The organism is Haladaptatus sp. ZSTT2 (genome assembly GCF_037081775.1).
Classification (GTDB): Archaea; Halobacteriota; Halobacteria; order Halobacteriales; family Halococcaceae; genus QDMS2.
The window spans coordinates 1,653,118-1,679,011 of record NZ_JBAMHQ010000001.1; the positions used below are offsets into that span (position 1 = coordinate 1,653,118).

The window sequence follows — 25,894 nt, forward strand, 5'->3', positions numbered from 1 at the left end:
CATATAATAATAGATTGTGATAATGATTTGGGTACCACTTGTCACGAGTATCTTCCTCGCGTCTGGGCTTGGGGGACTCATTCCGGGGGGGACGCGCGCGAACGTGTTCGAACGAATTTTCGTGGTATTCCTCATCCTCGGCACGCTCGTCGGGGTTGTCGTTATCACCTACATGTTGTACAACGCGTACAAGTACCGCGACCAGCCGAGTCGCGCGAAATCGGATGCGAAAGACCGCCCACGCCTCGGTGAACTCCCGACCGGTGGTGGCGGCGGGCGGAAACTGTTCGTTTCGTTTTTCCTGAGTTCGATTATCGTGCTCTCACTTATCACCTGGACCTACGGAACGCTGCTGTTCGTCGAAGCCGGGGACGTCCCTCAAGAAGACGAACTGGAAATCAAGGTCACCGGCTTCCAGTTTGGCTGGAAGTTCGAGTACCCAAACGGGCACACGACGTCGGGTGAGCTGCGGATTCCAGAGGACCAGCGCATCCGCCTCGTCGCCACCTCAGAAGACGTGTTCCACTCCTTTGGCGTCCCGGGGTTGCGGGTGAAAATGGACGCCATCCCCGGCCAGGAGACGACTCAGTGGGTTATCGGCGACGAACCGGGGTCGTATCAAGCGCTGTGTTACGAACTCTGCGGGGTGGGGCACTCCTACATGGCGGCTGATATTATCGTCATGGAGCGGGGTGCGTTCGACGACTGGTACGAGAACACGACGGCGAACGAAACGGCGAATCAAACGGTGACAGCATGACAACAGACGACCGACAGCCAGCGGACGGGGAGCAGGAAATCGACCGGAGCGAAGGCACGCTGCCGACACCCGGCGCGGAAGACGGACTCGTCCCGACAGAAGGTGGGCTGCCACCGACTGCCTCGGTCAAACGTTGGCTCGTCACGACGAATCACAAGGACATCGGCATCCTCTACACCGTGACGGCGCTGTTCTTCCTCATCTTCGGCGGCGTCCTCGCCTTGCTCATCCGCGCCCAGCTCTGGACGCCCGGCCCGAGCATTCTCTCTGCGACGGCCTACAACCAGACCGTCTCGCTGCACGGGCTCATCATGGTGTTCTGGTTCCTCTCGCCGCTCGCCTTTGGCTTCGCCAACTACGTCGTCCCGCTCCAACTCGGCGCGAAAGACCTCGCGTTCCCGCGGCTCAACTCGCTTTCCTACTGGCTCTATCTGGCTTCTGGGCTCCTCCTTGGCGTCTCCTTCTTCCAAGAAGGGACGTTTTCGGGCGGCTGGACGATGTACGCGCCGCTCAACGTCCCCGTGTTCACCCCCGAAGTGGGCGCGAGTACGGCGATTCTCGCGCTCATGTTGTTCGTCGCTTCGGTCACCGTCTCGTCGGTGAACTTCCTCACGACGATGCATCGTATGCGCGCGAAAGGCCTCACCCTCCGGCGGATGCCGCTGTTCTCGTGGACCATTCTCCTCACTGTCTGGATGATGCTGTTCGCGTTCGCTGCGCTGCTCGCCGCGCTGTTGATTCTCCTCTCAGACCGTCTGCTCGGCACGACGTACTTCATGCCGGACAACCCCGGCGGCTCCATCCTCTGGGCGCACCTGTTCTGGTTCTTTGGCCACCCTGAGGTGTACATCGTCTTCTTCCCCGCCCTTGGCGTGATGGCGGAGACGTTCCAGACGTTCACCGGCCGCCGCCTCGTCGGCCGACGCTGGTTCATCGCCTCGATGGTGCTCGTGGCGATTCAGAGCTTCATGGTGTGGATGCACCACATGTTCCTCACCTCAATTAACCTCAACATCAAGACGCTGTTCATGGCGACCACCATCGGTATCTCGCTGCCCTTTGACCTGATGGTGTTCGCGCTCATCTACACCATGATTAAGGGGAGAATACGCTTTACGACGCCCTTCCTGTTCTCGTTTGGGGCGCTCTTGCTGTTCATCATCGGTGGGATCACCGGGGTGTTCCTCGGCGCGGTCGTCCTCGACTACGAGTTCCGGGGCACCTACTGGGTCGTCGCCCACTTCCACTACGTGATGGTGGGCGGGGTCACCGCCCTGTTTGGCGGCCTCTACTACTGGTATCCGAAGATGAGTGGGCGGATGTACAACGAGTTCCTCGGGAAGGTGCACTTCGCGCTCTACTTCGTCGGATTCAACCTGCTCTACTTCCCGATGTTCATCGCGTGGGAAACGCCCCGCCGGGTGTTCGAGTACCACGTCGCGCTCATCACGTGGCACCAACTCGCCACCGTCGGCGGGTTCATCCTTGGCGCGTCGTTCCTCGTGATGTTCTACAACCTCACGGTGAGCCTCTGGGCAGGCGAAAAGGCCGACGACAACCCGTGGGTGTACGCCACGACCGCGGAGTGGGCCGTCTCCTCGCCACCGCCGCTCGACAACTTCCCCGGAACGCCGAGCTACGGCACGGGGATGCTCACGTTCTCTGAAAGCACGTCCGAAGCCACCGATGGCGGCGTCGCAGTCGAGAATCACGACCACCACCCGAGCCACGCGAGCATCTGGCCGCTCGTCGTCGGCGTCGCGGCCTTCTTCGCGTTCCTCGGGCTGTCGGGGTTCAGCCAGGGCGTCCTCGCACCCGATTTCGCAGGCGGTTTCTACGTCCTCTGCGCCGTCTTTGGCTTCGGCCTTGGCATGTATGCACTTGTCTCCATGGGGTTAGAGAAGTTCCACGGCCCAGCAGAACCCACCGGCGAACGCTGGCCGTTTGCGGGTATCGAGAACATGAAACTCGGCGTCTGGATTTTCCTCGCCTCAGACGTGGTGCTCTTTGGCGCGTTCATCGGGTCGTACGTGTTCATCCGCGTGGCGTCGGGCTGGATCGCGTGGGAGCCAGTCCCCCACGACCCTGTGCCGGGGCTGATAAACACCTACCTCCTGCTCACGAGCAGTTTTAGCATCGTGCTCGCGCTCGTCGCCGCCGAACGAAAGAACAAGCGCCTGCTCATGGTGACGCTCGCCGCGACGTTCCTGCTCGGCGTGGGTTTCCTCATCAATAAGGGGATCGAATGGTACGAACTGTTCCACGAAGGCCTCTGGCTGTCTACGAACATCCGCACCTCGACGTTCTTCCTCACGACGGGCTTGCACGCCGCCCACGTCATCGTTGGCCTCTTCATCATCGTGTACCTGTTCGTCCGCGCCTCGCGGGGGGCGTACCTCGAAAACAACCGCTCGATCGAGTACTTCGGGCTGTACTGGCACTTTGTCGATATCGTCTGGCTGTTCCTGTTCCCGCTGTTCTACATCCTGTAGGTAACCATCATGACATCAACAAAACTCTACGCCGCAATCTACGTCGTCCTGTTCGTTCTGGCGACGGCACAGGTGTTAATCGAATTCGCGGGCCTCGCCTACTGGGTGGCCTTTGGCGTCATCATCGTCCTTTCGTTCGTGAAGGCGCTGTTCGTCGCGGGCTACTACCAGCACCTTGTCAGCGAACCGCGCTCTGTGAGCTTCGTCATGCTGATTGGCCTGCTCGCAGCGCTCGCGCTCACGCTTGCGGCGTCGTATTCGATCACATGACGCAGTTGGTTCGCTATCGTCAATCGCTCCCTTCGGAACTGCCGTTCTGGGCGGCGTTGGTGGCCGTCGAACTCCTCTCGATATTCGCCTATCTCGGTTTCACCAACACTACCGTGAGCAGCTATCGGTATCTCGTCTACCCATTTCTCTGGATTAACGTCGCCCTCTGGGCGGTGATTCACACCCGACCCACACAAGCCAGTCGGCGTCTCAAAGCAGTCGCGCTCGTGGCTTCACTCGCCTACCTGCTCGCCCTCTCGATGCTCTCCGGGCTGGTCGAACTCTCCTCGCTCCAGGCCGCCCACAGCCACCTTCCGAGCGGGCTGCAGGTCACGATGTCCGCCCCCGGCTGGGGGCCGCGCGTGTTCTACACCGGGGCGTTTGGCCATCTCTCGTTCATTCCCTACCGGGTGATTGGCTACCTCGCGCTCAGCTACCTGCTCTACGTCACCATCCTCGACGTGGCGGTCGCCGCGATTTCGGCGCTGTTCGGCGTCGCCTCGTGTATCGCCTGTAGCTTCCCGCTCGTCGCCACGCTTCTCGCGGGCGTGACCGGCGGCTCTACGGGACTGGTCACGAGCCTCTCTGCGTACTCACTCGACATCTCGACGGTCGCGTTCCTCCTTGCGGTCTGTCTGTTGTACTGGCGACCCGGTCGGTAGTCACCCGGCCATGATGAGTTTCACGACGACGGCACCGAGAAACAGTAGGCCAATGCACCACCCGCCGATGGCGGTTGCCTGCGCGCTGGTCAGCCCGCGGGCGCGCGCGGAGCCGTATACGCCAGAAAAGAGGAAGCTAGCGAGCACGCCGAGCGCCACGACGACCAGCACGACGCCGACGGTCTGTTTGAGCACGGCCGGGACGTCCTCGCCGCTCACGGCAAGGATGATGCCGCCACCGAAGCCAAGCGAGAGCACGAGAAAGCCCGCCACCCAACTCGCCGGATGGTGGACGAGTCGGGTTACTGCGCCGACAACGTCTCGGTCGGGTTCGGTGAGCGTCCTGATCGGCCCAGTTCGGACGAGAACTATCGCCACGGCGACCAAGAACAGGCCCATCAACAGGGGAATCAGGAGGGTGTCTGCTTGAACCATGAGTGCAACCTTCCCTAGACATACGGCATTGTTCGTTATAATTGTATGTTGACCACTCGCTTCGAGTAGCAACGCTTCTGACATCTCAACGGTGAATACAATTCCACAGACAGTCGTTTGTCGGAGTATTTTTATTGAGCCGTGTTAATTAGTGTCTATGTCAGATGCACTCAGTTCGATCAACATCGGGGACTTGCTCAAGCTCCTGCTCGGGCTCGTGGTGGTTTGGGTGGCCCTCGAAATCGTCCTCCAGGTTCTCGACTTTGCCGTCGAATTTATGAGCTCGATCATGGGGCTCATCATCATCGCCCTTATCGTCCTCTGGTTCCTCGACACTATTTGAGTGTACAGCCTGAACGTCCCAGTTCCCGGTGAGGTGTCACGCCTCGCTGCGGACCTGTTTCCACAGCTTGTTGGCTTCGACCGGATTCGAGAGCGCCACACCCTCCTCGCAAAACGGCTGGGCGACGAGGAGTTTTACACGCTCGAGACACGCCTTCGACAAGCGCTCGCGGGCGCACCCGCCTTCGAAGTGCAGGTAACGGGCATCGACCAGTTCGACCAGCCGACGCGCGGCCCCGGCCCGGTCGTCTACCTCGCCGTCGAAAGTCCCGGTCTCATGCAACTGCACAACCGCCTCACGGAGACGTTTAGCAACATCGAGGGACTCGAAGGCGACGACTACACCCCACACATCACGCTCGGGCGCGGCGGGACGCTTTCTGCGACCATCGAGCCGATTACGTGGACGGTCTCACAGCTCGAACTGTTCGACGCGAAACACCGCGAAGTCGCCAGCCGAATTCGGCTCCCCGCTTAGGGCGCAGGCGGCCCCTCTGGCCCCCACGCATCCTTATCGCCGTAGAAGTTGAGCATCGCGAACTTGAGTTTATCAGGCGCGATATCGAGCATCTCTCCACGCTCCTCGGGCGGGAACGTCCCGCGGACGCTGTACTTGCCCATATCCTTGCGGGCGGCCTCGGTATATCGCTTATCCACGAGCGCCCGCACCCCGAAATCCTCGGGCGAGCGAATCACCCTTCCCAGGGCTTGGCGGGTTTTTCTGACCGTCGGAATCTCGACGGCGTACTCCCAGCCAGCGTCCCGCCCGCGGTCGGAAAACGCGGCGTCGTAGGCCGCTTGGACGGCTTCCATCCGGTCGTTCAGATGTGGGTACGGCACGCCGACGACCACGACGGTTCGCGCGTCGTCGCCGTCGAAGCTCACGCCTTCTGTCAGGGTTCCCCAGAGCGAGGTAAAGAGGGCAGCGTGGTCGTGATTCGAGAACTCTTGGCGAATGTCTTCGACCGACTGGCCGGGCTCGTCACGGTAGAGTTTCGCGTCCACTGTGCCAGACACCATCTCGAAGTAGCGTTCGGCTTCGGCGTAACTCGGGAAAAAGGCGAGGGTGTTGCCCGGCGTCATCCGAATCGCATCGCGGAGCACGTCCGCAATCTCGGCTTGCGTCTCGGGGTTGCCCCGCTCGCTCGAAAACAGCGCCGGGGTCTCGACGGCGAACGTGCGGCGATTTTCCTCGGGGAACTGAAGGCCGTAGGCCATCGTCGCGGGGTCTTCGAGGCCGAGTACGTCCTCGAACACGTCGAACGGCCGCAGCGTTGCGCTCATCAGAATGCTCGCGTACACTTCATCGAACAGGTCACGGGTGACCTGCTGGGGGATGCAGGTGTACAGTTCGGCGCGAGCGTACACCTCATTCGTCTGCTCGTTGCGCCGCACGGAGACGACGGGGTATTGGCCGCCCTTTCCGCCTTCTGCCATCCAGAGGGCGATGAACCGGGCGGCTTGTAGGGTTTGACACTCCTGTCTCGTGGTGGTCTCGCCGTTTTTATAGGCGTCTTCGTACTCTTGGTCTAACGTCGCTCCGAGCGCTTGAGCCTGCTCTAAGTCGGCGTTGATTCCCTGTCCCGAGTACGTTTGCAGAAAGGCCAGCGTGAGGTCGTCGCGGCGGTCGTCGTTGGCAATCGGGAGGTCTTTCCAGTTCTCTTTGACCCGCTTTTTCTCGCCGTAGCTGAGCGTGTCGTCGAGCACCTGCGAGAGCGCCCGGCGGAACGCGCCAATCACGTTTTTCGCGGGCTGTCTGCGCGGGTCGTCGGTGTCTTCGACCTCGTCTAACGCCTGGTCTACGGTGTTCTCGGTGAGCGTTTTCGAGGCGTGTTTGCGTGCCGCATCCTCGACGTTGTGCGCCTCGTCGAACGCGACGATGATGTCCTCGGGGTCGCGGTCTAACCACCGGAAGAACTGCTCGCGAATCATCGGGTCGAGGAGGTGGTGGTAGTTACAGACGACGAGGTCGACGCCTTCCATCCCCTCTTTCAGGAGTTCGTAGCCACAGAGGTGGCGCTGTTCTGCGTAGTCGTACACGTCGTCCGGGGTGCGCACGTCCGCGAACAGCCACGAGAAGAACTCGCTCGTATCGGCTGTGAGGTTGTTGTAGTAGTGTTCACAGACGTTCGATTTGAGGTCAGAGAGGTCGTCACCGAGCGTTTCGAGTTCTTTCATCACGGTGGCCCGCGCCTCTGCTGCGCCGTCTTCACCCGCCTGACTCGCTTCGAGCAACTCCTGTTCGCGCTGTTCTAACTGCTCGCGGTCTTGTTCGGTGTCGACGTACTCGCGGGTGGTATCCCGGAGCACCTGACACTCTTCGTAGCCCACGTCGATGTGGCACATCGACTTTTTGCCCTTGAACACGACCGTGCGAATCGGCTCCTTGCGCGTAATCGCGCGGGCCTCGGCGATGAATTGGCGCATCTGCTGGTGGACGTTCGTCGTGATGACGACCGTCTTGCCCGTTTCGCGGGCGTATTCGAGCGCCGGGACGAGCGCAGAGAGAGTCTTCCCAGTCCCGCAGGCTCCCTCGAAGAGGACGTCCTGCTCACGGGCGAGTGAGTTGTAGATGCGGTCCATCGCCTCGTGCTGGTTGTCGTACGGCGCGTCGTAGGGGAAGAATCGCAGGTACCCTTCGTCTGCCACGTTGGACGAGGGTTCGCCGTATTCGCTTAAAATACTTCGCCGCCTCGGCTCAGTTGAGCACTTCCGGTTCGATGTACACCTTCGTCACGTCCGGCTCTTCTTTCTTGAGCGCGGCTTCCATCTCGGTGATGATGTCGTCGATCTCCTCGGTGTCGAAGCCGTTTGCGAAGGCGATGTCCGCGACCAGAATCAGGCGCTCCGGGCCGAAGTAAACCGTGCGAAAGTCCTCGATTCGCTCGACGCCCTCCCAGTTGCGCACGATGTCCCGCAGGTCTTGTTCCTCTGTGGCAGGGAGACTCTCACCGAGCAACAGGCGTTTGTTCTCCCACGCCAGCGCGACGGCGAAGCCCATGAGCATCAGCCCGATGAGCAGGGCCGCAACAGAGTCGTAGAACGGATTGCCGGTCACGCGCGTCAGGTAGATGCCTGCGAGGGCGATGCCCGCTCCGCCGAGCGCAATCGTGTCCTCGGTGAGCGCGGTGAGCGTCGTCACGTCGCTCGTCTTCTTGAACGCCTCGCGGAAGCCAGCCCATTCGTGTTCGTCGATTTGCAGTTTCATCACCGCATAGGCCTTCTTGAAGGCGTAGCTCTCGAAGGCGATTGCGCCGATGAGGACGCTGTAGTTCACCCACACCGACGGAATCGTCACCCCGAGAAGGGTCGCAGACCCGGTGGCGGGGACGTGGGGGTGCATGATTGCTTCGTAGCCGTGTTTCGCGCTCTCCCAGCCTGCAATCCCGAACAGCAAGACGCTCACGAGAAACGAGTAGAAAAACTGGGCTTTCCCGTAGCCAAAGGGATGGTCACGGTTCGCCTCTTTCGCACCGTATCGAATCCCGATGAGGAGGAAGATTTGGTTGCCGGTGTCGGAGATGGAGTGGTAAGTCTCAGAGAGCATCGCGGGGCTTCCGGTCAGCAGGAAGCCGAAGAATTTGAGCACCGCGATGGCTCCGTTCGCGAAGAGGGCGGCGTAGACGACGGATTTGCTTCCAGCCATTATGCATTCGTGTCATCCTGTGGCCAAAATCGTTCCGGGGTAGTCTTGTGTCATCGACGCGTACCGATTGCCATGATTACCGTCGTCTCAGACACTCACGGCAACACCGGCCACCGTCTTTCGGGACGCGTGTTCGATGCCGTCTCCGAGGCCGACCTCGTGTTGCACGCAGGCGATTTCTACACCGAAGCCGCCCTTTCCGCGTTCGAACAGGAAGCGACCCGACTGGAGGCGGTGTACGGCAACACCGACGTCCACGCGGTTCGCTCGCGGCTCCCCGCAGAGCGCGTCATCGAGTTTGACGGCCTCAGAATCGCGCTCACTCACGGCCACGAACACACCGACACGTCGCTCACCATGTTCGGGCGGCAGGCGAACGCCCACCTCGTCGTGTTCGGTCACTCACACGAACCCGGCTTCGAGCAGCGCGGCGACATTGGCTTTCTGAATCCGGGGAGCCACGCAGACCCGCGCTGGCATCGCCCGGGCTACGCGGAACTCGAGGTCGTTGGAGACCACGCCGAAGGCCGCCTCATCGAACCAGCCGGGACGGCCTTCGACACGTTTAGAATAGAATTGGAGGGCTGACCCCACACGGTCAGCGCCAGCAGGTGTAGGCGGGCATATCGCCGCCCCATCTGGTGGTATGGCTCGTGTGTAAATGTAATCTCGGTAAGGTCAAAGACGGATTTCACCTATCCGTATAGGCTACCACAGCCCACGCCAGCAAGACGATGGCACCGCCGGCGAAAAACAGCGCACCCGGCGGCAGCCCCGCGTCACTCGTGGCCGCGGTCGTCAGCTCGGCGGTGGCGCTCGCGGTCTGTGTTGCCGTCTCCGTTACCGTCTGTGTGGTCGCCTCTGCGATGCTGAACCCACCGCCACTTTGCTGCGTCGTCTTGGTCGTCGCGGCCGTTATCTGCGTTGGTGTCGTTATACTTCCACCCGGCACGCCGCGCCGACTCGCCCATGCGTGCACCACCAGACTCGCGCCGGCGAGAACGGCAACCCCCGAGAACAGTCGCGTGATGACGCTCTTGAGGCCACCCGTTTCCTGCTCGCGGCCCGCGAAGATGACGAGCGGTTTGTCGGCGGGTGCGTAGACGTTCATCTCGCGGCCCTTCTCCGAGTAGATGGTGTCAACCACCGAAATCGCCCCCGCCGATTCGAGGCGCTTTAAGTGGTACTGGACGTTCTGGAGCGAGGTTCCGATGCGGTCTGCGAGCGCCGAGGGCGGAGCTGGCTCGTCGTGGAGCGCGGTCAACACCCGCCGGGCGGTTTCCGAGGACAACGCGCCGAGAAGGGCGTCTGCGTCATCGCTATCGACGCCGATGACGCGCGGGGTGGCATCGTCCCCGTCGGCACTGGGAGAGGAGGGCAACAACGGCATTGTCGCACGCTTCTTCGCACTAACATATCAATCCTTTCACAGAATTGGTCCCCCGAAACGACTTTCCCCGCTCGGCGGGAACGCAACTGCATGATATTTGGCATGGACACCAACACGCTCGTCCTCGTCGGGCTTGTCGTGGTGTTCCTCTCGTTCATCCTTGCGGTCTATCTGTTCATGCGCCGGACGCTCCTCGCCTTCCGCGAGGGGATGGACGGCGGGCGTCGTTAGCGCGTCTGCCCGACGGCGTCGATGACGGTTTCTACGTCCTCTGTTGAGACGTTCCAGTGGGTGCAAAAGCGAACCACGCCGTCGGCAAACGGCACGCCAAGCACGCCCTGTTCTTCGCACGCAGAGAGGAACTCGTCGGTTGACTGCTCGCCCGTCTCGACGAGCACGATGTTCGTCTCTGGTTCTTTGACGGTGAGGCCGTGGTCTCTGAGTCCGGCGGCAAGCCGTTTGGCGTTCTCGTGGTCGGCTGCGAGCCGTGACCGGTTTTCGAGCGCGAGCAAGCCGGGTGCGGCGACCATCCCCGCCTGTCGCATCCCGCCACCCATGAGCTTGCGAACCTGGTGGGCGGCGTCGATGAACTCCTCACTGCCCGCGAGCATCGAGCCGACGGGCGCGCCGAGGCCCTTCGAGAGACAGAACATCACCGAATCTGCCTCTTTCACGAGGCGGCTTGCGGGCACATCTGCCGCGGCTGCGGCGTTGAAGATGCGCGCACCATCGACGTGAAGCGGGACGCCGATGTCGTGGGCTGCGTTCGCTGCGGCGTCCATCTCCTCGGGTGAGACGACGACGCCACCTTTCGCGTTGTGCGTATTCTCGACGCACACGAGGCCGGTTCCGGCTTCGTGGTCGCTCTCCTCTATGGCGTTCTCGCGGATGGCTTCCGGCGTGAGGACGCCGCGGTCGCCGCCGTCTATCGTGCGCACCTGCAACTGAGAATGCTGGGCGAGGCCGCCAAGTTCCCACTTGTAGATGTGGCTCTCGCGTTCGACGAGCACCTCGTAGCCGGGACTCGTGTGCACCTTCGCGGCAATCTGGTTGCCCATCGTCCCCGAGGGGACGAACAGCGCGTCGTCTTTGCCGATAATCTCCGCGGCGCGGGCTTCGAGTTCGTTGACCGTCGGGTCTTCGCTGTACACGTCGTCACCGACGTCGGCTTCGGCGGCGGCTTCGCGCATGTCGTCGTCGGGTAGGGTCACGGTGTCGCTTCGCAAATCGAGCATACCCCTCGTTTTTCGGGATACCCGAAATAGGTCGTGGTCGTCCTGTCAGCGCGCACGTCTCGTCCCGAGCACGCCGTAGGCAAGTCCAACCAGCCCGCTCACGCCGACGATGCCGCCGCCGAGCGAGGAGGAAAAACCCTCGGGGCTACTTTCCCACTGGAAAATGCTCCAAATCGTTTCGGGTGGGCCAAGCGAGAACTCGGTAACGCCGGCGAGACTGAGAAAAATCGGGGCGAGCATCGACACGATGAGGAACACGCCGATGGTCACGCCAAAGCCGATGAGCGTCCGTCGGAGCACGCCGCCGATGCCCTGGAGTGGCGGGGCTTCGACGCTGCCGTAGACGGCGAGGCCGGTCATGGTATCGACCACGTCCACGTCGGCGGGGAAGCGACTGAGGACGCTCACCATCCAGAGGTCGCCAACCGCGCCCGCGATGTTGATGGCGAGCGCCAACAGGAGCAGCGGGAGGTCGAAAATGAGCATTATCGGAACCCCCACTGCGGTGATGATGACCAGCGGCGCGAGGGCGATGACGATGAACTGGTTGCGCGTAAACTCGGTGTCAGCGGTGGCGTAGGCGTACGGGAGCACGAAGTATGCCACACCCGTGCCGTAGCGTGGGTTACCGCCGTAGTGGGACATGGCCACCCCGTGGATGAGTTCGTGGACGACGATGACGCCGATGATGAGGACGAGTCCGACGACGAGCGTGGTGACGACACTGCCCGTGTTGCCCGATTCGATGACGATGCCACCCACCGTTTTGCCAGTGACGCCGGCGTAGAGGCCGCCGAGGGCGAACAGCGACACGACGAATCCGGCGAGGCTGAGGCCGGTCCATTCGAGGGCAAGCTGTCGTGAGACGGCGAACGTCGCGACTGGAGGCGTTTCAAGCGAACCCATAGTCTACTTCCCTAGTCGCGTACCGAGGAGATAATCGTGGTGTGAGACGGGCACGCTCGCTGTACAGAAGGCACCCGAAAGGGGTATCGGCAACCTGCATGAATATCCGGTATGGACCCGCGTATCCGCGAACAGGCACAGGTTCTCGTCGAACACTCGACGCGCGTAGAGAAGGGTGACAACGTCGTCATCGTCGCCCCGTCGGTCGCCGCAGACCTCGTCGTGGCGCTCCACGAACTCATCGGTGATAAGGGTGCACACCCGTTCTACATGGCGAGCGATTCGCGCGCCGCCCGCGCCTATCTCCGGGCCTCCGACCCCGAGGATTTCGAGACGCCGAGCCACATCATGGCGCTGTTCGAGGAGATGGACGTGTACATCTCGATTCGCACCGAGGTGAACGCCACCGAGACGAGCGACGTGGCTCCAGAAGTGCTCGCCGCCCACTCTCGGGCCATGTCGCCCACGCTCGAAGAACGTCTCTCGAAGCGCTGGGTCGCCACGCAGTTCCCCGGCACTGGCAGCGCCCAACTCGCGGAGATGAGCCTCGAAGGCTACGAGAACTTCGTCTGGGACGCCATCAACAAAGACTGGGACGCCCAGCGCGCCCACCAACAACAGATGGTCGAAATTCTGAATCCAGCCTCCGAGATTCGCATCGTGAGTGGCGACTCGACGGACCTCACGATGAGCCTCGAAAACATGATTACCATCAACGACTCGGGGATGCACAACATGCCCGGCGGCGAGGTGTTCACCGCGCCCGTCCCCGATTCCGTCGAGGGTGAGGTTCTGTTTGATCTCCCGCTCTACCACCAGGGCCGCGAGGTCACGGGTGCATGGCTCAAGTTCGAAGACGGCGTCGTTGTCGAGCACGCTGCGGAGAAGAACGAAGCGGTGCTCACGAACATCCTCAACACGGACGATGGGGCACGTCGGCTCGGTGAACTGGGGATTGGGATGAATCGAGATATCGACCAGTTCACCTACAACATGCTGTTTGACGAAAAGATGGGCGACACCGTCCACATGGCCGTCGGCCGCGCCTACGACGAGTGTGTCGGTGAGGGGGCAGAACAGAATCAGAGTGCGACCCACGTCGATATGATTGTGGACATGGCAGAAGACTCGTTCATCGAGGTTGATGGAGAAGTCGTCCAGCGCAACGGCACGTTCATCTTCGAAGACGGCTTCGAAGCATAGACTCACTCACATTTTGAGACGGGAAGTCACTTCGTGGGAACTCACGCGCGGCGCTTGGGCACGAACGAACTCGCCACGCGGTAGATACAGAAATCGAACAGGCCGAACGCCGTGCCCACGAGTCCGCCGACGATGGCGGCGACCGGGATTCCGAACACGAGCACGATGAACGACGCGAGGTTGGCGAGCACTGCGACGCCGAACGTGAACAGGAAAACGAGGACGAACGCCACCGGGAGGAAGACTATTCCCGTCACTGCACCGCCGAGGTAGCCCCAGAGCATGGCACTCCGGAGCCGACTGTCTGAGTTTTCGGGGTTGAGCGGGGCACGGGTGAGCACCCAGCGCGTCGTCCACCACGTACTTGCCCAGAGGGCGAGAAACAGGGCGAAGCCGGTGAGCGTATCGAGCCCTGCGAGCAGGCGGCCAATCGAGCCAGACGAGTGGAGCACGAACAGGCCAGTCGTGGTGAGGAGCGTGACGTGGAAGGTGGCGAGCCCGAACACGAGGAGGTTGTCCGGGCGCGTGCGAGCCGTCTCAGCCATGGGCGAGCACCTCCGCGAGCGCGAGCAAGCCAAGTACGTAGAGCGTGGTTCCCGCGTAGGCCCGCGACAGGGTGGGAACGACGTTCGCTGCGATGTCCGCGTCTCGAAGGCGGACCACCGCGACCGTCCGACCGGCCGAAAAGAGGAGCAATCCGACCACCGCCGCGAGTTTCGTGTACAACACCATTCCCCACTGGGTCGAGAGCGTCGGAATAGCGGGGGCGAGCGCGCCGAGATTGCCCACGCCGGTCATGACAAGCGTCCCGAGTGACGCCCAGAACAGCCACTCGTAGCCCGTCGCAAGCTGGAGTAGAAATCCTCGCTCGACCGGAGAGGGTGCTCGGGTTCGAACCGTCAACCAGACGACTGCGCTCCCGCCCAACAGCACTGCCATCGCGAGGACATGTATCGAGCGAACGAGAAGTTGCGAGAGCGCCATAGCTATACTAACGATTCATTGTGCTAACATGATAACTGCACCTACGGTGTGGCTTGATGGACGATACGACCACTACCTTGGGGTGCGTCGAGGCGTTATGGAGAAAGTCAGGGTTGACGCAGTCGAACAGGTGAAAAATCCGTATCCGCGCTCGCCGGGGCCGTTTCGCGTGGGGCTCGCGCTCGGGGCGACAGATGTCGGACTGAACTACTTCGAACTTGACGCGGGCGAAGCGTTCTCGGGCGGGTATCACACCCACCACGACCAAGAGGAGATTTTCTACGTTCAGTCGGGGACGGCCACCTTTGAGACCGAGGCTGGAACCGAACAGGTTGCCGCAGGCGAAATCATCCGGTTTGCGCCGGGAGAGTTCCAACACGGCTACAACGACGGCACGGAACCGGTCTCGGGGCTCGCCATCGGCGCACCCTTTGGCTCAGACGACGTGGAAATCTTGAAAGCGTGTCCCGCGTGTGGCGAACGCACCTTCCACCGCCGCCGGTCGCTCCTGAGTGACGATGTGACGAAAGCCGATTTACAACTCCTCTGTCCCGAGTGCGGGACAGAAATGATACCCACAAATCGCGGCGAGAAAGAGGAACCGGAGCGGTAGCGAGGTGGTTGCGGAGCTGTGTCGTTGTCGTGAATTGATTTGAGAACGACAGAAAACGAGAGTCGTCACTCACGACTTTCTGTTGTGCATCTAAGCAGGAATGACAGAGCACGATGGGACTGAGCAAACGCGAAGCGTTTGCGAGGTACACCGTGCGAGTGAGAAATTGCGGAGCGATTTCGAACGAGCACGATGGGATTCGAACCCACGACCGTCGGATGTCTTCCCCTCCCAGCAGAGTGCTGAGAAGGATAGAAGTCCGACGCTCTATCCAGACTGAGCTACGTGCCCTACCGGTCGTTCTCGGTGACAGTCAAAAATTGTAGCGGTCTGCGTTTTACCCGTCGAAGCGGTACAGCGAGGTGACGAAGGGGAGCAGATTGAACATCCAGTAGGCGATGGGGAGGCCGATGATGGTGATGGCGAAGAAGGCAGCGATGTTCGCCCACGCGAGGCTGAGCCACCAGCCGATGAAAATGAAGTAGAGGAGTCTGATGACCAGTGAGTGTTGGCCGCGGCTCGACTCCGGTGTCGAAAGCGAGCGTGGCTCTTTCAGCGTGAGGGCGGTCGGGACGAGGTTGATGAGTTTGATGCCGAGCGGGAGGAGGATGAGGGTGGCGTTCAGGAACCACGCGATGTTGATGAGTGCGGGGGTGAGCCACCAGCCAACGGCGACGAACCAGAGGGCGCGAACCAACAAGGGGCGTTGTGCCATACTCGTCGTAAGTGGTGAAGCGAGAAAAGTTGTGTCCCACCCGGAGCAGAGGGCTTATGCGCGCCTCACGAGTACGCCGACGTAATGCGTGTTATCGGTATCGTCGGACTGCCGGGAAGCGGCAAGAGCGAGGCCGCGACGGTTGCGAAGGAACTCGACATTCCCGTGTTGACCATGGGGGATGTCATCCGGGCCGAGTGTCGCGACCGTGGGCTCGACATCACGGAGGACAACATGGGACTCGTGGCGACTGACCTCAGAGAGCAAGGCGGGCTTGCGGCCGTTGCAGACCGGTCGTTGCCGCTCATCGAAGCACACCTTGAAGACAGCGACGTGGTGCTTGTCGACGGGATTCGTGGCGCGGCCGAAGTCGAATGTTTCGAGGCGGCGTTTGGCGACCAGTTCGTCCTTGCGAGTATCGAGGTGCCCTTCGAAACTCGACTCGAACGGGTTCGAGACCGGGGGAGAGACCCGACGGCCGAAGCGAAGGCTGACCTGCGCGAACGCGACGAACGCGAACTCGGCTACGGGATGGGCGAGGCGATGGAGCAAGCGGACGTGGTCATCGAGAACACGACTTCGCTTGCGGCGTTCCACGAGTCGATTCGGACGCTTCTCGAAGACGGTATCGACGCCCTTGAGACCGTCGCGAATGAATCGGAGGCCACCGAATGATTTACTCCGTTGACGTCGAAATCACGGCGCCAGTCAAGGCGACGGAGGTCACAGACCGTGTGGCCGACGCCATCACGAACCTGTTCCCCGAGGCGACGGTCTCGACGAACCCCGGTGAGTTGGTGGCAGAAGCCCACAGCATGGACCACTTCTCGCAGTGTTTGCACAAACAGCAAATTCTCGACACCGCCCGCGGTGAGTTCTTTTCGACGCTTGAAGGCGACACCTTTTCGTTCGGGTTGAAAAAGCAGGCGGCGTTCAAGGGCGTCGTGAACTTCTCGGTCGGCAAACCCGGCGAACTTGGCGACCTCGCGGTTCGCGTGCGCGTGCACGAACCAGCTGTTGAGCAGTTCATCGACCACATCGCACCCCCAACGAAGGACGGAAAGCCGATTACTCCCGAGGAGTCTCGCTGAACCCACTCACGAAAATCGCCAGCCACTCGCTCACGTCTCTGCGTTCTCGCAGTTCTATTGCCGTAATCCATTTCACCCACTGGAAGCCACGTCTCCCGGGCGCGACCAGCCTGAGCGGCGCGCCGTGGCCGTGGACGAGCGCTTCGCCGTCGACGTGGGTTGCGAGGAGCGCGTCACGGGCTTCTTCGATGGGGAGACTCCACCGGTAGCCGGTAACCGACCGGAAGGAAACCCAGCGCGCCGCCGGGGTGGGTTCTGCGAGGTCGAGGAGGGACCCAACGGCGATGCCCTGCCAGTCATGGGCTGAGTACCAGCCACTCGTACAGTCGAGGATGGCGCGGGTTTCGTCCTCGGGTGTGAGGTCGTCATAGTTGAACGAGCGTGGCTGTGCGAGTTCGCCGGTGAGTGTGAGCGTCCAGTGTTCGACGTCGATTGGGGCGGGGTCGTCTGCGACCCAGCTGGTCAGCGGGAAGGCGTTCCCCGCGTCGCTCCCGCGTTCTTTCGAGCCGGTGAATCGTCTGGTTGCGCCGGGGAGGGCGAGGAGTCGGCTTGTTGCCTGTTGCACTCGCCATGTGAGCGCGCCGAACACGAGAAGAGTCCCGTACTGGAGGGCGATTCGACGTTGTGTGAAGTCCGCCGGTTGTGGCGTGTGGTAGTGACGTCTCAGGTGGAGTGCAAGGATGGGGACGACGAGCAACCCAAGCGCGATGTGGACGTTGAGTGCGTTCCACAGCAAGAATCGAAAGTCACCACCGAACGCCCAGAACACGCCGGTTGCGAGCGCGCCAAGGGTGACCGCTGTGAGGAGGGCGGAGAGTGCGGTCGTCCACCGTCCTGCAACCCGGGTTCTGAGGCGGGGAGCCACGCGGCGCAGTTTCCAGGCAACGAGGACGGTAAGAGTGAATCCAAGCACCCCGTGGCTGACGAAGACGATGGCGTCGGCTGGTTCACCAGCGACGAGACTGAGGAGACCGGTTGCGACTTCGAGGGCGACGACGACAAACAGCGTCCAGTCGAGCGTTCGAGGGGTGGGTTCGAACCGAAAACGCGCCATTACTGTGTGGTGCTACGCGATGGACGGAGTTAGCCCTCTTGTTGGGCGTGGGTTGTGACTCCACCGTGTGAGTAGCGAAGGGAGAATTGGTGGGTTAGAACTCGTGTTCGACCTTATCTTGGTCTGCTTTTTGGATGATGATTTTCCCCTCGCGTACGCGAACGAACACTTCATCACCGATATCCATCCCTGCAACTTTCAGCTCGTCTTCGTGCAGGTTCAGGTGCACGTTGTGGTATTCCCCATTCTCGTCTTTTGCCCCACTCGGACTGAGCTTCTTTTTCCGTACCATCGCGGTATCTTATTCGCAGGTTCGCTGTAGTGGATACTTAAGTCTACCGTGAGTCGGCCTGTATCGAAGCGTCAGAGCGCTCAGCCGGTCATTATATTTAAAATGAGGGGTGCGTGCAAGGGTTGCACATACCAGCCTAGTCGGTGATTTTCGGTCGAATCAGCCAACTTTCCTGAATCACGTATATAAAGATGGCGTCGGAGTACCCCGATTTTGGGGATATCTTTATTAGGTGGCATGTGCTCGTTTGACATGGAGCCAAAACCATGGCACGTAGTGAGGATTCAAAGCGCAACTTTGCCCTGCGCGACAAGAGCGGTAAGGAATCGAGCGTCTTCTCAGGACGAACCCCCCGACAGGCAGCACTCAAAGCCGCCCGTCGACTGAAGCCCGCGAAAAGCGAGAGTGCGGCAAAGCGTACCGAACTTCGCCTCCGCGAAAAAGGGACAACGAAAGTCCACATCTACGATGGCTGGGCCTGGAAGGAGGAAGCACCCGATGATAAGCCAAACTGGATGCCTACCGTCATCACCGAGGCCAACGTCTCGAAGAAGGGTATCGAACACTTAGAAGAGATCTAAGCTCGCATTCATACGCATTTTTCGGCCGTAGTTACTCTTTCCGTACGCTCGCGTAGCGCGCTCGGGCACACCTCTCGATGAGACCGTGTCCCCTATACCACCCCTGCTCGTAGACCAGTCTGCGCGGCCAACACCCGACCAGACCTGACGCGACAGGCGAGGGATGATCGGTCGGCCTCCATCCGCGCGACACCATTCATTGCGTCACTCTCGTTGCTCAGTTGCAACGCTCTCTGTTCGGCGGTCTTTGCAGAGCGGCTCGTCACACCACTATGTGGCTCTGTTCTCGCGGGTCGTGTCTGCAGTACCCATGAAACCGCATGACGAAGCGCCGTTCGTTCGACGGTCTTAAGTGTAACCCCCCCATCGGGAATAATGTGAAGCAGCGCAGGAGGGTCGGACGCCCGACCCGGCCTCGTTGCACCGGATTGCATCCGTAGCCCTTAAGTGTGTAAGGGCATTCGGGATTAATAAGCGCGGGACGCCCGGAAATCGACACCCGGCGTCCACCTGATTCCGATGCCCTTAAGTGTGTAAGGGCGTTCGGATGTAATGTGAAGCGCGGGAGGTCGGAGCCACCCTCCGACACCCACCTTCGAATCGGAATCCGACGCCCTTAAGTGGGTAAGGACATTCCGAATGAATGCAGACAGAAAGCAAGCGTGACTGGGCGATGGTTGAATCCCGTCCCCACTCATGGGCCGACACGCACCGTTCGATGGGTTTATGACCCGTCCCGGAGTATGTTCAGGTCCGAAGGAAATGAGGATTCCACCCCTGCGGTCCGCCGTAAAGATGGGATCTGATGTTAGCCTTGATAGTTCGGTGACACCCGATCGGTAATCGTGTGTCGTCGAACTTGTGATACCAATAGCGATTTAGCGATATGGTAGCTGTGTTTCATACACAGCTCCCGCCACACCCCCCTGGTTTACCAGGGGAACATTCCGGTTGATCCTGCCGGAGGTCATTGCTATTGGGGTTCGATTTAGCCATGCTAGTTGCACGAATTTAGATTCGTGGCGGAAAGCTCCGTAACACGTGGTCAAACTACCCTATGGATTGAAATAACCTCGGGAAACTGAGGATAATGTCAAATAGGGGTCTTCTGCTGGAATGCTTAGACCTTGAAATGCTCCGGCGCCATAGGATGTGACTGCGGCCGATTAGGTAGACGGTGGGGTAACGGCCCACCGTGCCGATAATCGGTACGAGTTGTGAGAGCAAGAGCTCGGAGACGGAATCTGAGACAAGATTCCGGGCCCTACGGGGCGCAGCAGGCGCGAAAACTTTACACTGCACGACAGTGCGATAAGGGAACCCCAAGTGCGAGGGCATACAGTCCTCGCTTTTCTGTACCGTAAGGAGGTACAAGAATAAGGGCTGGGCAAGACCGGTGCCAGCCGCCGCGGTAATACCGGCAGCTCAAGTGATGACCGCTATTATTGGGCCTAAAGCGTCCGTAGCTGGCCGCACAGGTCCGTTGGGAAATCTGCTCGCTTAACGAGCAGGCGTCCAACGGAAACCGTGCGGCTTGGGACCGGGAGGTCTGGAGGGTACGTCCGGGGTAGGAGTGAAATCCTGTAATCCTAGACGGACCACCGATGGCGAAAGCACTCCAGAAGAACGGATCCGACAGTGAGGGACGAAAGCTAGGGTCTCGAACCGGATTAGATACCCGGGTAGTCCTAGCTGTAAACGATGCTCGCTAGGTGTGACACTGGCTACGAGCCAGTGTTGTGCCGTAGGGAAGCCGTGAAGCGAGCCGCCTGGGAAGTACGTCCGCAAGGATGAAACTTAAAGGAATTGGCGGGGGAGCACTACAACCGGAGGAGCCTGCGGTTTAATTGGACTCAACGCCGGACATCTCACCAGCATCGACAGTAGGAGTGAAAGTCAGTGTGATGAGCTTACTTGACCTACTGAGAGGAGGTGCATGGCCGCCGTCAGCTCGTACCGTGAGGCGTCCTGTTAAGTCAGGCAACGAGCGAGACCCGCACGCCTAATTGCCAGCAACACCCCTGAGGTGGTTGGGTACATTAGGTGGACTGCCGCTGCCAAAGCGGAGGAAGGAACGGGCAACGGTAGGTCAGCATGCCCCGAATGTGCTGGGCTACACGCGGGCTACAATGGTTGAGACAATGGGTTGCAACCTCGAAAGAGGACGCTAATCTCCTAAACTCAATCGTAGTTCGGATTGAGGGCTGAAACTCGCCCTCATGAAGCTGGATTCGGTAGTAATCGCGTCTCAGAAGGGCGCGGTGAATACGTCCCTGCTCCTTGCACACACCGCCCGTCAAAGCACCCGAGTGAGGTCCGGATGAGGCCACCGTAACGGTGGTCGAATCTGGGCTTCGCAAGGGGGCTTAAGTCGTAACAAGGTAGCCGTAGGGGAATCTGCGGCTGGATCACCTCCTAAAGACCGGGATCGGGCTTCGGCCCGACCCACCTTAACTGGTTTCACAGTTCGACCGCGTTTCACCGGTCGGGCACCTTAGAACTATCAAGGCTAACAACTGCCTTCCAGTTGGAAGGCGGGCCCATAGCTCAGTGGTAGAGTGCCTCCTTTGCAAGGAGGATGCCCAGGGTTCGAATCCCTGTGGGTCCATGCAAACGTGTTCAATCACGAACCGTATCCCTTAAGTGGGAGACGGCGCTTTGATTGAATACCTGCAAGAACCGATGCACCACTCCGTGTAAGCGCGAGTGGGAAGGGTTGAACGCATCATCTTACCCGATGTGTGCGTGATGACGCTGTGTGTACGTGCAATCCAGACGTCCACTGGACGCGTTCCGAGTCACAACCGGAACAAACAATCGTGGAAACTATACTGGCTGGTGGATAGCTCGGCTCAAGTGCCGACGAAGGACGTGCCAAGCTGCGAAAAGCTGTAGGGAGCCGCACGGAGGCTAAGAACTACAGATCTCCTAATGGGAATCCCTTTACAATTGCTTCGCGCAATGGGGAACGCTCCGAATTGAAACATCTTAGTAGGAGCAGGAAAAGAAACCAAATCGGGATGTCGTTAGTAACGGCGAGTGAAGGCGACACAGTCCAAACCGAAGCCTTCGGGCAATGTGGTGTATGGGCTGGTACTCATCAGCAGAAATTTTGTGTGAAGTCTCTTGGAACAGAGCGTGACACAGGGTGAAAACCCCGTAACACAAATCAGTACGCTGTGCACCAGTACCTGAGTAGCGGGGGTTGGAAATCCCTCGCCAATAAGGCAGGCATCTACTGCCAAGACTAAATACAACTTGAGACCGATAGTAAACAAGTAGCGTGAGCGAACGCTGAAAAGCACTCCGAGAAGGAAGGTGCAATAGGTCTTGAAATCAGTCAGTGATGGAGCGACGGGGCATAAAAGGCTCTGAGAAAAAGGAACGAGGTGCGAGCCTCTAGTACGAATCTCAGAGAGCCGGTGTTCCGTCGTGCGTTTTGAAAAACGAGCCAGGGAGTGTGCTTGTTTGGCGAGTCTAACTCGAGTATCGAGGAAGGCATAGGGAAACCAACATGGCCGCAGCGCTTTGCGTGAGGGCCGCCGTATTCAAGTGCGGGGAGCCAAACGGGCACGACCCGAAACCGAGTGATCTACACATGGGCAAGGTGAAGCATGGCGAAAGCCATGTGGAAGCCTGCTAGGGGTGGTGTCCTACAATACCCTCCCGTGATCTGTGTGTAGGGGTGAAAGGCCCATCGAACTCGGAAACAGCTGGTTCCAACCGAAACATGTCGAAGCATGACCTCAGCTGAGGTAGTCTGTGGGGTAGAGCGACCGATTGGGGAGCTCGCCTCCGAGAGGAGTCGACTCCCCTGTCAAACTCCGAACCTACAGACGCTGTCGAAGCTGGGAGTCCGGTGCGCGGGGTAAGCCTGTGTACCGTGAGGGAGACAACCCAGAGTCGGGTTAAGGTCCCAAAGTGTAGACTAAGTGCGATTTAAAGGTGGTCTCGAGCCCTAAACAGCCGGGAGGTGAGCTTAGAAGCAGCTACCCTCTAAGAATAGCGTAACAGCTTACCGGCCGAGGTTCGAGGCGCCGAAAATGATCGGGGCTCAAGTCTACCACCGAGACCTGACGGCACGAGTAACATCGTGATTCAGTAGGTTGGCATTCTGTTTGGGTGGAAGCGCGGGTGAGAACTCGTGTGGACCGAGCAGTAACGAAAATCCTGGCCATAGTAGCAGCGATAGTCGGGTGAGAATCTCGACGGCCGAATGGATAAGGGTTCCTCAGCAATGTTCGTCAGCTGAGGGTTAGCCGATCCTAAGTCTTACCGCAATTCGAGTAAGACAAAAGGGAAGCTGGTTAATATTCCAGCGCCATCATAAACTAAAAGCCGACGCTTCGGGGTCGGTCGAGCCGGGCATTCGCCCGGTCGAACTGTCCAAATCCGTGGAAGCCGTAATGGCACGAAGCGGATGAACGGCAGGATAGGGAAACTCGACCCAACCTGGAGCCCGTGAAAAGGCAATTATGATGATCGTACCGAGAACCGACACAGGTGTCCATAGCGGAGAAAGCTAAGGCCTGTCGGGAATAACCGACGTTAGGGAATTCGGCAAATTAGTCCCGTAAGTTCGCGATAAGGGATGCCTGCCCCGGAATGGGGCAGGTCGCAGTGACTCGGGCGCTCGGACTGTCTAATAACAACATAGGTGACCGCAAATCTGCAAAGACTCGTACGGTCACTGAATCCTGCCCAGTGCGGGTATCTGAACACCTAGTACAATAGGACGAAGGACCCGTCAACGGCGGGGGTAACTATGACCCTCTTAAGGTAGCGTAGTACCTTGCCGCTTAAGTAGCGGCTTGCATGAATGGATCAACCAGAGCGCCACTGTCCCAACGTTGGGCCCGGTGAACTGTACATTCCAGTGCGGAGTCTGGAGACCCCCAAGGGGAAGCGAAGACCCTATGGAGCTTTACTGCAGGCTGTCGCTGGGACATGGTCGCTAATGTGCAGGATAGGTAGGAGTCGTTACACAGGTATCCGCGCTAGCGGATCACCGAGACATCACTGAAATACTACCCGTTAGTGACTGTGACCCTCACTCCGGGAGGAGGACACCGGTAGCCGGGCAGTTTGACTGGGGCGGTACGCGCTTGAAAAGATATCGAGCGCGCCCTAAGATGACCTCACTCGGGTCGGAGACCCGAGGAAGAGTGCAAGAGCATAAGGTCGTCTGACAGTGTTCTTCCCAACGAGGAACGCTGACGCGAAAGCGTGGTCTAGCGAACCAATTAGTCCCGCTCGATGCGGGCAATTGATGACAGAAAAGCTACCCTAGGGATAACAGAGTCGTCACCGGCAAGAGCACATATCGACCCGGTGGCTTGCTACCTCGATGTCGGTTCCCTCCATCCTGCCCGTGCAGCAGCGGGCAAGGGTGAGGTTGTTCGCCTATTAAAGGAGGTCGTGAGCTGGGTTTAGACCGTCGTGAGACAGGTCGGCTGCTATCTATTGGGGGTGCAAGGTGCTTGACGGGAACGTTCGTATAGTACGAGAGGAACTACGAATGGTTGCCACTGGTGTACCGGTTGTCCGAAAGGGCACGTGCCGGGCAGCTACGCAACAAGGGGTAAGAGCTGAATGCATCTAAGCTCGAAACCCACCTGGAAAAGAAGCACTATTAAGACCACTCGTAGAAGACGAGTTCGATAGACTCGGGGTGTACGCGCTGAGGCAACGAGGCGTTTAGCCCGCGAGCACTAACAGGTCGCCACTTAATCATACCGCATTACGGATGGACTCGGAACGAGTCCGGGCGTAAACTGGATTGCACGTACATTACAGCACATACCACCGATAACTGGTGTTCACCACACACGGTGCCAGTGGTTCGATTCCACAGATCGGCGTTAAGGCGGCCAGAGCGGCAGGGTCACTCCCGTACCCATCCCGAACACGGAAGATAAGCCTGCCTGCGTTCCAGTGAGTACTGGAGTACGAGAGTCTCTGGGAGAGCTGACCCGCAAGGGTGACAAGGTACAGTCCCAGGACTGCCATCCATAGTACACGCAGGGTTTGTCCCGGTGGAATTGGAGAACAGTCCGTTATAACGGTCTGCAACCAGTGGTTCGCCGCCTCCATTCATACTTCATTCATTTAGCCTAGAGCGAGAGCTCTGGGCTTTTTTCATTTACAGACGGCGAGTGACAACGCTCGCGTCTGGTGATTCATTACAGACCGCTACGCTTAAGCGACTCACCCCTCTACCATGTGATGCGCCAAGGTGGCAGAGTCCGGCCAAACGCAGCGGCCTGCAGAGCCGCCCATCGCCGGTTCAAATCCGGCCCTTGGCTTTCTGTTGCGATCAAATCCCTGAGCGACAGCACCCAGATTAGGATTTGAAAGAAGGCGCGGTAGCGAGTGGTGTTCAACATCTAGCTCTTGGCCCTTTTTCGACCAGCCTACTCATCGAGGAGCGACAGCGCTCGGTCATCACCATGCACGTCCCACAGCTTTCGCACACAAACGCAGCGCAGAAAGACACGATTCGTTTTCCAGACCATCACAGCTTCTCGGCTAATCCATATATTCTCGCTCGAAACATCTCCGCCCGCTTCGTTTCAGCGATGAATAGGTAGACAAAGTATCAAGAGGTCTGCATCCGTATCACACATCTATCATGGCAACTTCTGCGCAGCCAACCGTCCTCATCGTCGAAGACGAGCCAGATGTGGGCGAAACGTACGAACGGTGGCTGGCAGAGTCCTACACCGTCATACACGCTGCATCCGGCCAAGAGGCGCTCTCGAAACTTGACGATTCCATCGATGTCGTCCTCTTAGACCGCATGATGCCGGGGATGTCCGGCGACGAGGTGCTCGAAGAAATCCGGGCACGAGACATTGATTGCCGGGTGGCAATGGTGACGGCCGTCGACCCAGGCTTCGATATCATCGAAATGGGCTTTGACGAATACGTCACGAAACCGCCCACACGCGACCAGCTCCGTGACACCATCGAACGACTGCTCGCACGCAGTGCGGTCGCAGACGACTTACAAAACTACTTCTCGCTCGTTGCTCGCAAAGCCGCCCTCGAAGCCGAATTCACCCGCTCTGTCCTCGAATCGAACGAAGAGTACAGAGACCTCGTTGCCCGAATCGAACGCGCGCGCGAGAATCTCGACACGTCGTTCGACGGACTCTCATCTGATGCTGATTTTGTCGGCGTGTTGCGTGCGATTGTCGACGACGATTCGACATAACCACGTC

Annotated in this window: 25 protein-coding genes, 3 tRNA genes and 3 rRNA genes; 19 read left to right on the forward strand and 12 right to left on the reverse strand. The window is 59.6% G+C overall.

What is annotated here, in order from left to right:
* Positions 1–22 precede the first annotated feature (22 nt).
* The 4 genes from coxB to V5N13_RS09020 are packed head-to-tail and all read left to right on the forward strand — an operon-like array spanning position 23 to position 4,184.
* On the forward strand, positions 23–760 hold the full coding sequence (gene coxB, locus V5N13_RS09005) for a cytochrome c oxidase subunit II (RefSeq protein ID WP_336360497.1): 738 nt from the start codon (positions 23–25) through the stop codon (positions 758–760).
* Complete coding sequence (locus tag V5N13_RS09010; protein ID WP_336360498.1) at positions 757–3,252, forward strand: cbb3-type cytochrome c oxidase subunit I; 2,496 nt, start codon at positions 757–759, stop codon at positions 3,250–3,252. Before coxB ends, V5N13_RS09010 begins: the two co-directional genes overlap by 4 nt.
* Before the next feature lie 9 nt (positions 3,253–3,261).
* A complete protein-coding gene (locus tag V5N13_RS09015) occupies positions 3,262–3,522 on the forward strand; it encodes a cytochrome C oxidase subunit IV family protein (protein WP_332897578.1) in 261 nt (86 codons plus the stop codon).
* Positions 3,519–4,184: a DUF7546 family protein gene (locus tag V5N13_RS09020; RefSeq protein WP_336360499.1), complete on the forward strand. Its 666-nt coding sequence runs from the start codon at positions 3,519–3,521 to the stop codon at positions 4,182–4,184. The genes V5N13_RS09015 and V5N13_RS09020 overlap by 4 nt, the downstream gene beginning before the upstream one ends.
* Here V5N13_RS09020 and V5N13_RS09025 read toward each other — a convergent pair whose 3' ends face one another.
* Positions 4,185–4,619, reverse strand: a complete 435-nt coding sequence (locus V5N13_RS09025; RefSeq protein ID WP_336360500.1) for a hypothetical protein — start codon at positions 4,617–4,619, stop codon at positions 4,185–4,187.
* Between the two features lie 157 nt (positions 4,620–4,776).
* On the opposite strand from V5N13_RS09025, the gene V5N13_RS09030 reads away from it, so the two are divergent.
* Complete coding sequence (locus V5N13_RS09030) at positions 4,777–4,962, forward strand: DUF7554 family protein (RefSeq protein WP_332897581.1); 186 nt, start codon at positions 4,777–4,779, stop codon at positions 4,960–4,962.
* On the forward strand, positions 4,963–5,439 hold the full coding sequence (locus tag V5N13_RS09035) for a 2'-5' RNA ligase family protein (RefSeq protein WP_332897582.1): 477 nt from the start codon (positions 4,963–4,965) through the stop codon (positions 5,437–5,439).
* On the opposite strand, the gene V5N13_RS09040 is transcribed toward V5N13_RS09035, so the two are convergent.
* Together V5N13_RS09040 and V5N13_RS09045 are read right to left on the reverse strand one after the other, a co-directional pair.
* Positions 5,436–7,610 carry an ATP-dependent DNA helicase gene (locus V5N13_RS09040; RefSeq protein WP_336360501.1) on the reverse strand — a complete coding sequence of 725 codons (2,175 nt, stop codon included), beginning with the start codon at positions 7,608–7,610 and terminating at the stop codon, positions 5,436–5,438. The genes V5N13_RS09035 and V5N13_RS09040 overlap by 4 nt on opposite strands.
* 49 nt (positions 7,611–7,659) lie before the next feature.
* A complete protein-coding gene (locus tag V5N13_RS09045) occupies positions 7,660–8,607 on the reverse strand; it encodes a cation diffusion facilitator family transporter (protein WP_336360502.1) in 948 nt (315 codons plus the stop codon).
* Positions 8,608–8,679: 72 nt separating this feature from the next.
* On the opposite strand from V5N13_RS09045, the gene V5N13_RS09050 reads away from it, so the two are divergent.
* The gene (locus tag V5N13_RS09050) at positions 8,680–9,195 is read left to right on the forward strand and encodes a metallophosphoesterase (RefSeq protein ID WP_336360503.1); all 516 of its coding nucleotides are present in this window, start codon (positions 8,680–8,682) and stop codon (positions 9,193–9,195) included.
* Between the two features lie 103 nt (positions 9,196–9,298).
* Here the strand turns inward: V5N13_RS09050 and V5N13_RS09055 are convergent, their stop codons facing one another.
* Complete coding sequence (locus V5N13_RS09055; protein ID WP_336360504.1) at positions 9,299–9,997, reverse strand: ArsR/SmtB family transcription factor; 699 nt, start codon at positions 9,995–9,997, stop codon at positions 9,299–9,301.
* A gap of 90 nt (positions 9,998–10,087) precedes the next feature.
* Between V5N13_RS09055 and V5N13_RS09060 the strand changes: the two genes are divergently transcribed.
* Positions 10,088–10,228, forward strand: coding sequence for a DUF7859 family protein (locus V5N13_RS09060; RefSeq protein WP_332897587.1), 141 nt, complete (start codon positions 10,088–10,090; stop codon positions 10,226–10,228).
* Here V5N13_RS09060 and V5N13_RS09065 read toward each other — a convergent pair.
* Both V5N13_RS09065 and V5N13_RS09070 read right to left on the reverse strand, forming a co-directional pair.
* On the reverse strand, positions 10,225–11,232 hold the full coding sequence (locus tag V5N13_RS09065; RefSeq protein ID WP_336360505.1) for a threonine aldolase family protein: 1,008 nt from the start codon (positions 11,230–11,232) through the stop codon (positions 10,225–10,227). The two genes, V5N13_RS09060 and V5N13_RS09065, sit on opposite strands and share 4 nt — an antisense overlap.
* Positions 11,233–11,277: 45 nt before the next feature.
* Positions 11,278–12,138 (reverse strand): DUF3267 domain-containing protein, encoded by an 861-nt coding sequence (locus V5N13_RS09070; protein ID WP_336360506.1) that lies wholly within the window; start codon positions 12,136–12,138, stop codon positions 11,278–11,280.
* A 111-nt stretch (positions 12,139–12,249) separates the two neighbouring features.
* On the opposite strand from V5N13_RS09070, the gene V5N13_RS09075 reads away from it, so the two are divergent.
* The gene (locus V5N13_RS09075) at positions 12,250–13,341 is read left to right on the forward strand and encodes an aminopeptidase (protein ID WP_336360507.1); all 1,092 of its coding nucleotides are present in this window, start codon (positions 12,250–12,252) and stop codon (positions 13,339–13,341) included.
* A gap of 41 nt (positions 13,342–13,382) precedes the next feature.
* On the opposite strand, the gene V5N13_RS09080 is transcribed toward V5N13_RS09075, so the two are convergent.
* Positions 13,383–13,886 (reverse strand): hypothetical protein, encoded by a 504-nt coding sequence (locus V5N13_RS09080; RefSeq protein WP_336360508.1) that lies wholly within the window; start codon positions 13,884–13,886, stop codon positions 13,383–13,385.
* Complete coding sequence (locus V5N13_RS09085) at positions 13,879–14,325, reverse strand: hypothetical protein (protein WP_336360509.1); 447 nt, start codon at positions 14,323–14,325, stop codon at positions 13,879–13,881. Before V5N13_RS09085 ends, V5N13_RS09080 begins: the two co-directional genes overlap by 8 nt.
* Before the next feature lie 97 nt (positions 14,326–14,422).
* Here V5N13_RS09085 and V5N13_RS09090 point away from each other — a divergent pair, with 97 nt between their 5' ends.
* Entirely contained in the window at positions 14,423–14,938 is a 516-nt protein-coding gene (locus V5N13_RS09090) for a cupin domain-containing protein (protein WP_442905094.1), read from the forward strand.
* 184 nt (positions 14,939–15,122) lie between these two features.
* On the opposite strand, the gene V5N13_RS09095 is transcribed toward V5N13_RS09090, so the two are convergent.
* Together V5N13_RS09095 and V5N13_RS09100 are read right to left on the reverse strand one after the other, a co-directional pair.
* Positions 15,123–15,229, reverse strand: a tRNA-Arg gene (locus V5N13_RS09095).
* A 46-nt stretch (positions 15,230–15,275) separates the two neighbouring features.
* The gene (locus tag V5N13_RS09100) at positions 15,276–15,653 is read right to left on the reverse strand and encodes a YccF domain-containing protein (protein WP_332897594.1); all 378 of its coding nucleotides are present in this window, start codon (positions 15,651–15,653) and stop codon (positions 15,276–15,278) included.
* Positions 15,654–15,737: 84 nt separating this feature from the next.
* Between V5N13_RS09100 and V5N13_RS09105 the strand changes: the two genes are divergently transcribed.
* Positions 15,738–16,328 carry an AAA family ATPase gene (locus tag V5N13_RS09105; RefSeq protein WP_336360511.1) on the forward strand — a complete coding sequence of 197 codons (591 nt, stop codon included), beginning with the start codon at positions 15,738–15,740 and terminating at the stop codon, positions 16,326–16,328.
* Positions 16,325–16,744, forward strand: coding sequence for an RNA-binding domain-containing protein (locus V5N13_RS09110; RefSeq protein WP_336360512.1), 420 nt, complete (start codon positions 16,325–16,327; stop codon positions 16,742–16,744). Before V5N13_RS09105 ends, V5N13_RS09110 begins: the two co-directional genes overlap by 4 nt.
* Here V5N13_RS09110 and V5N13_RS09115 read toward each other — a convergent pair.
* Both V5N13_RS09115 and V5N13_RS09120 read right to left on the reverse strand, forming a co-directional pair.
* Positions 16,722–17,798 (reverse strand): molybdopterin-dependent oxidoreductase, encoded by a 1,077-nt coding sequence (locus V5N13_RS09115; RefSeq protein ID WP_336360513.1) that lies wholly within the window; start codon positions 17,796–17,798, stop codon positions 16,722–16,724. The genes V5N13_RS09110 and V5N13_RS09115 overlap by 23 nt on opposite strands.
* Before the next feature lie 94 nt (positions 17,799–17,892).
* The gene (locus V5N13_RS09120) at positions 17,893–18,090 is read right to left on the reverse strand and encodes a hypothetical protein (protein ID WP_276245903.1); all 198 of its coding nucleotides are present in this window, start codon (positions 18,088–18,090) and stop codon (positions 17,893–17,895) included.
* 266 nt (positions 18,091–18,356) lie between these two features.
* On the opposite strand from V5N13_RS09120, the gene V5N13_RS09125 reads away from it, so the two are divergent.
* From V5N13_RS09125 to V5N13_RS09155, 7 genes are all read left to right on the forward strand, one after another.
* Positions 18,357–18,671, forward strand: a complete 315-nt coding sequence (locus tag V5N13_RS09125) for a non-histone chromosomal MC1 family protein (protein ID WP_332897598.1) — start codon at positions 18,357–18,359, stop codon at positions 18,669–18,671.
* A 944-nt stretch (positions 18,672–19,615) separates the two neighbouring features.
* Positions 19,616–21,088: ribosomal RNA gene (locus V5N13_RS09130) — 16S ribosomal RNA — on the forward strand.
* 119 nt (positions 21,089–21,207) lie between these two features.
* Positions 21,208–21,279 (forward strand) — tRNA-Ala (locus tag V5N13_RS09135).
* 206 nt (positions 21,280–21,485) lie between these two features.
* Positions 21,486–24,402, forward strand: a 23S ribosomal RNA gene (locus V5N13_RS09140).
* Between the two features lie 131 nt (positions 24,403–24,533).
* Positions 24,534–24,652, forward strand: a 5S ribosomal RNA gene (rrf, locus tag V5N13_RS09145).
* Together the 16S, 23S and 5S rRNA genes with 2 tRNA genes alongside form the textbook arrangement of a ribosomal RNA operon.
* Positions 24,653–24,900: 248 nt before the next feature.
* A tRNA-Cys gene (locus tag V5N13_RS09150) sits at positions 24,901–24,976 on the forward strand.
* A 326-nt stretch (positions 24,977–25,302) separates the two neighbouring features.
* Positions 25,303–25,887, forward strand: a complete 585-nt coding sequence (locus V5N13_RS09155) for a response regulator transcription factor (RefSeq protein ID WP_336360514.1) — start codon at positions 25,303–25,305, stop codon at positions 25,885–25,887.
* Positions 25,888–25,894 lie beyond the last annotated feature (7 nt).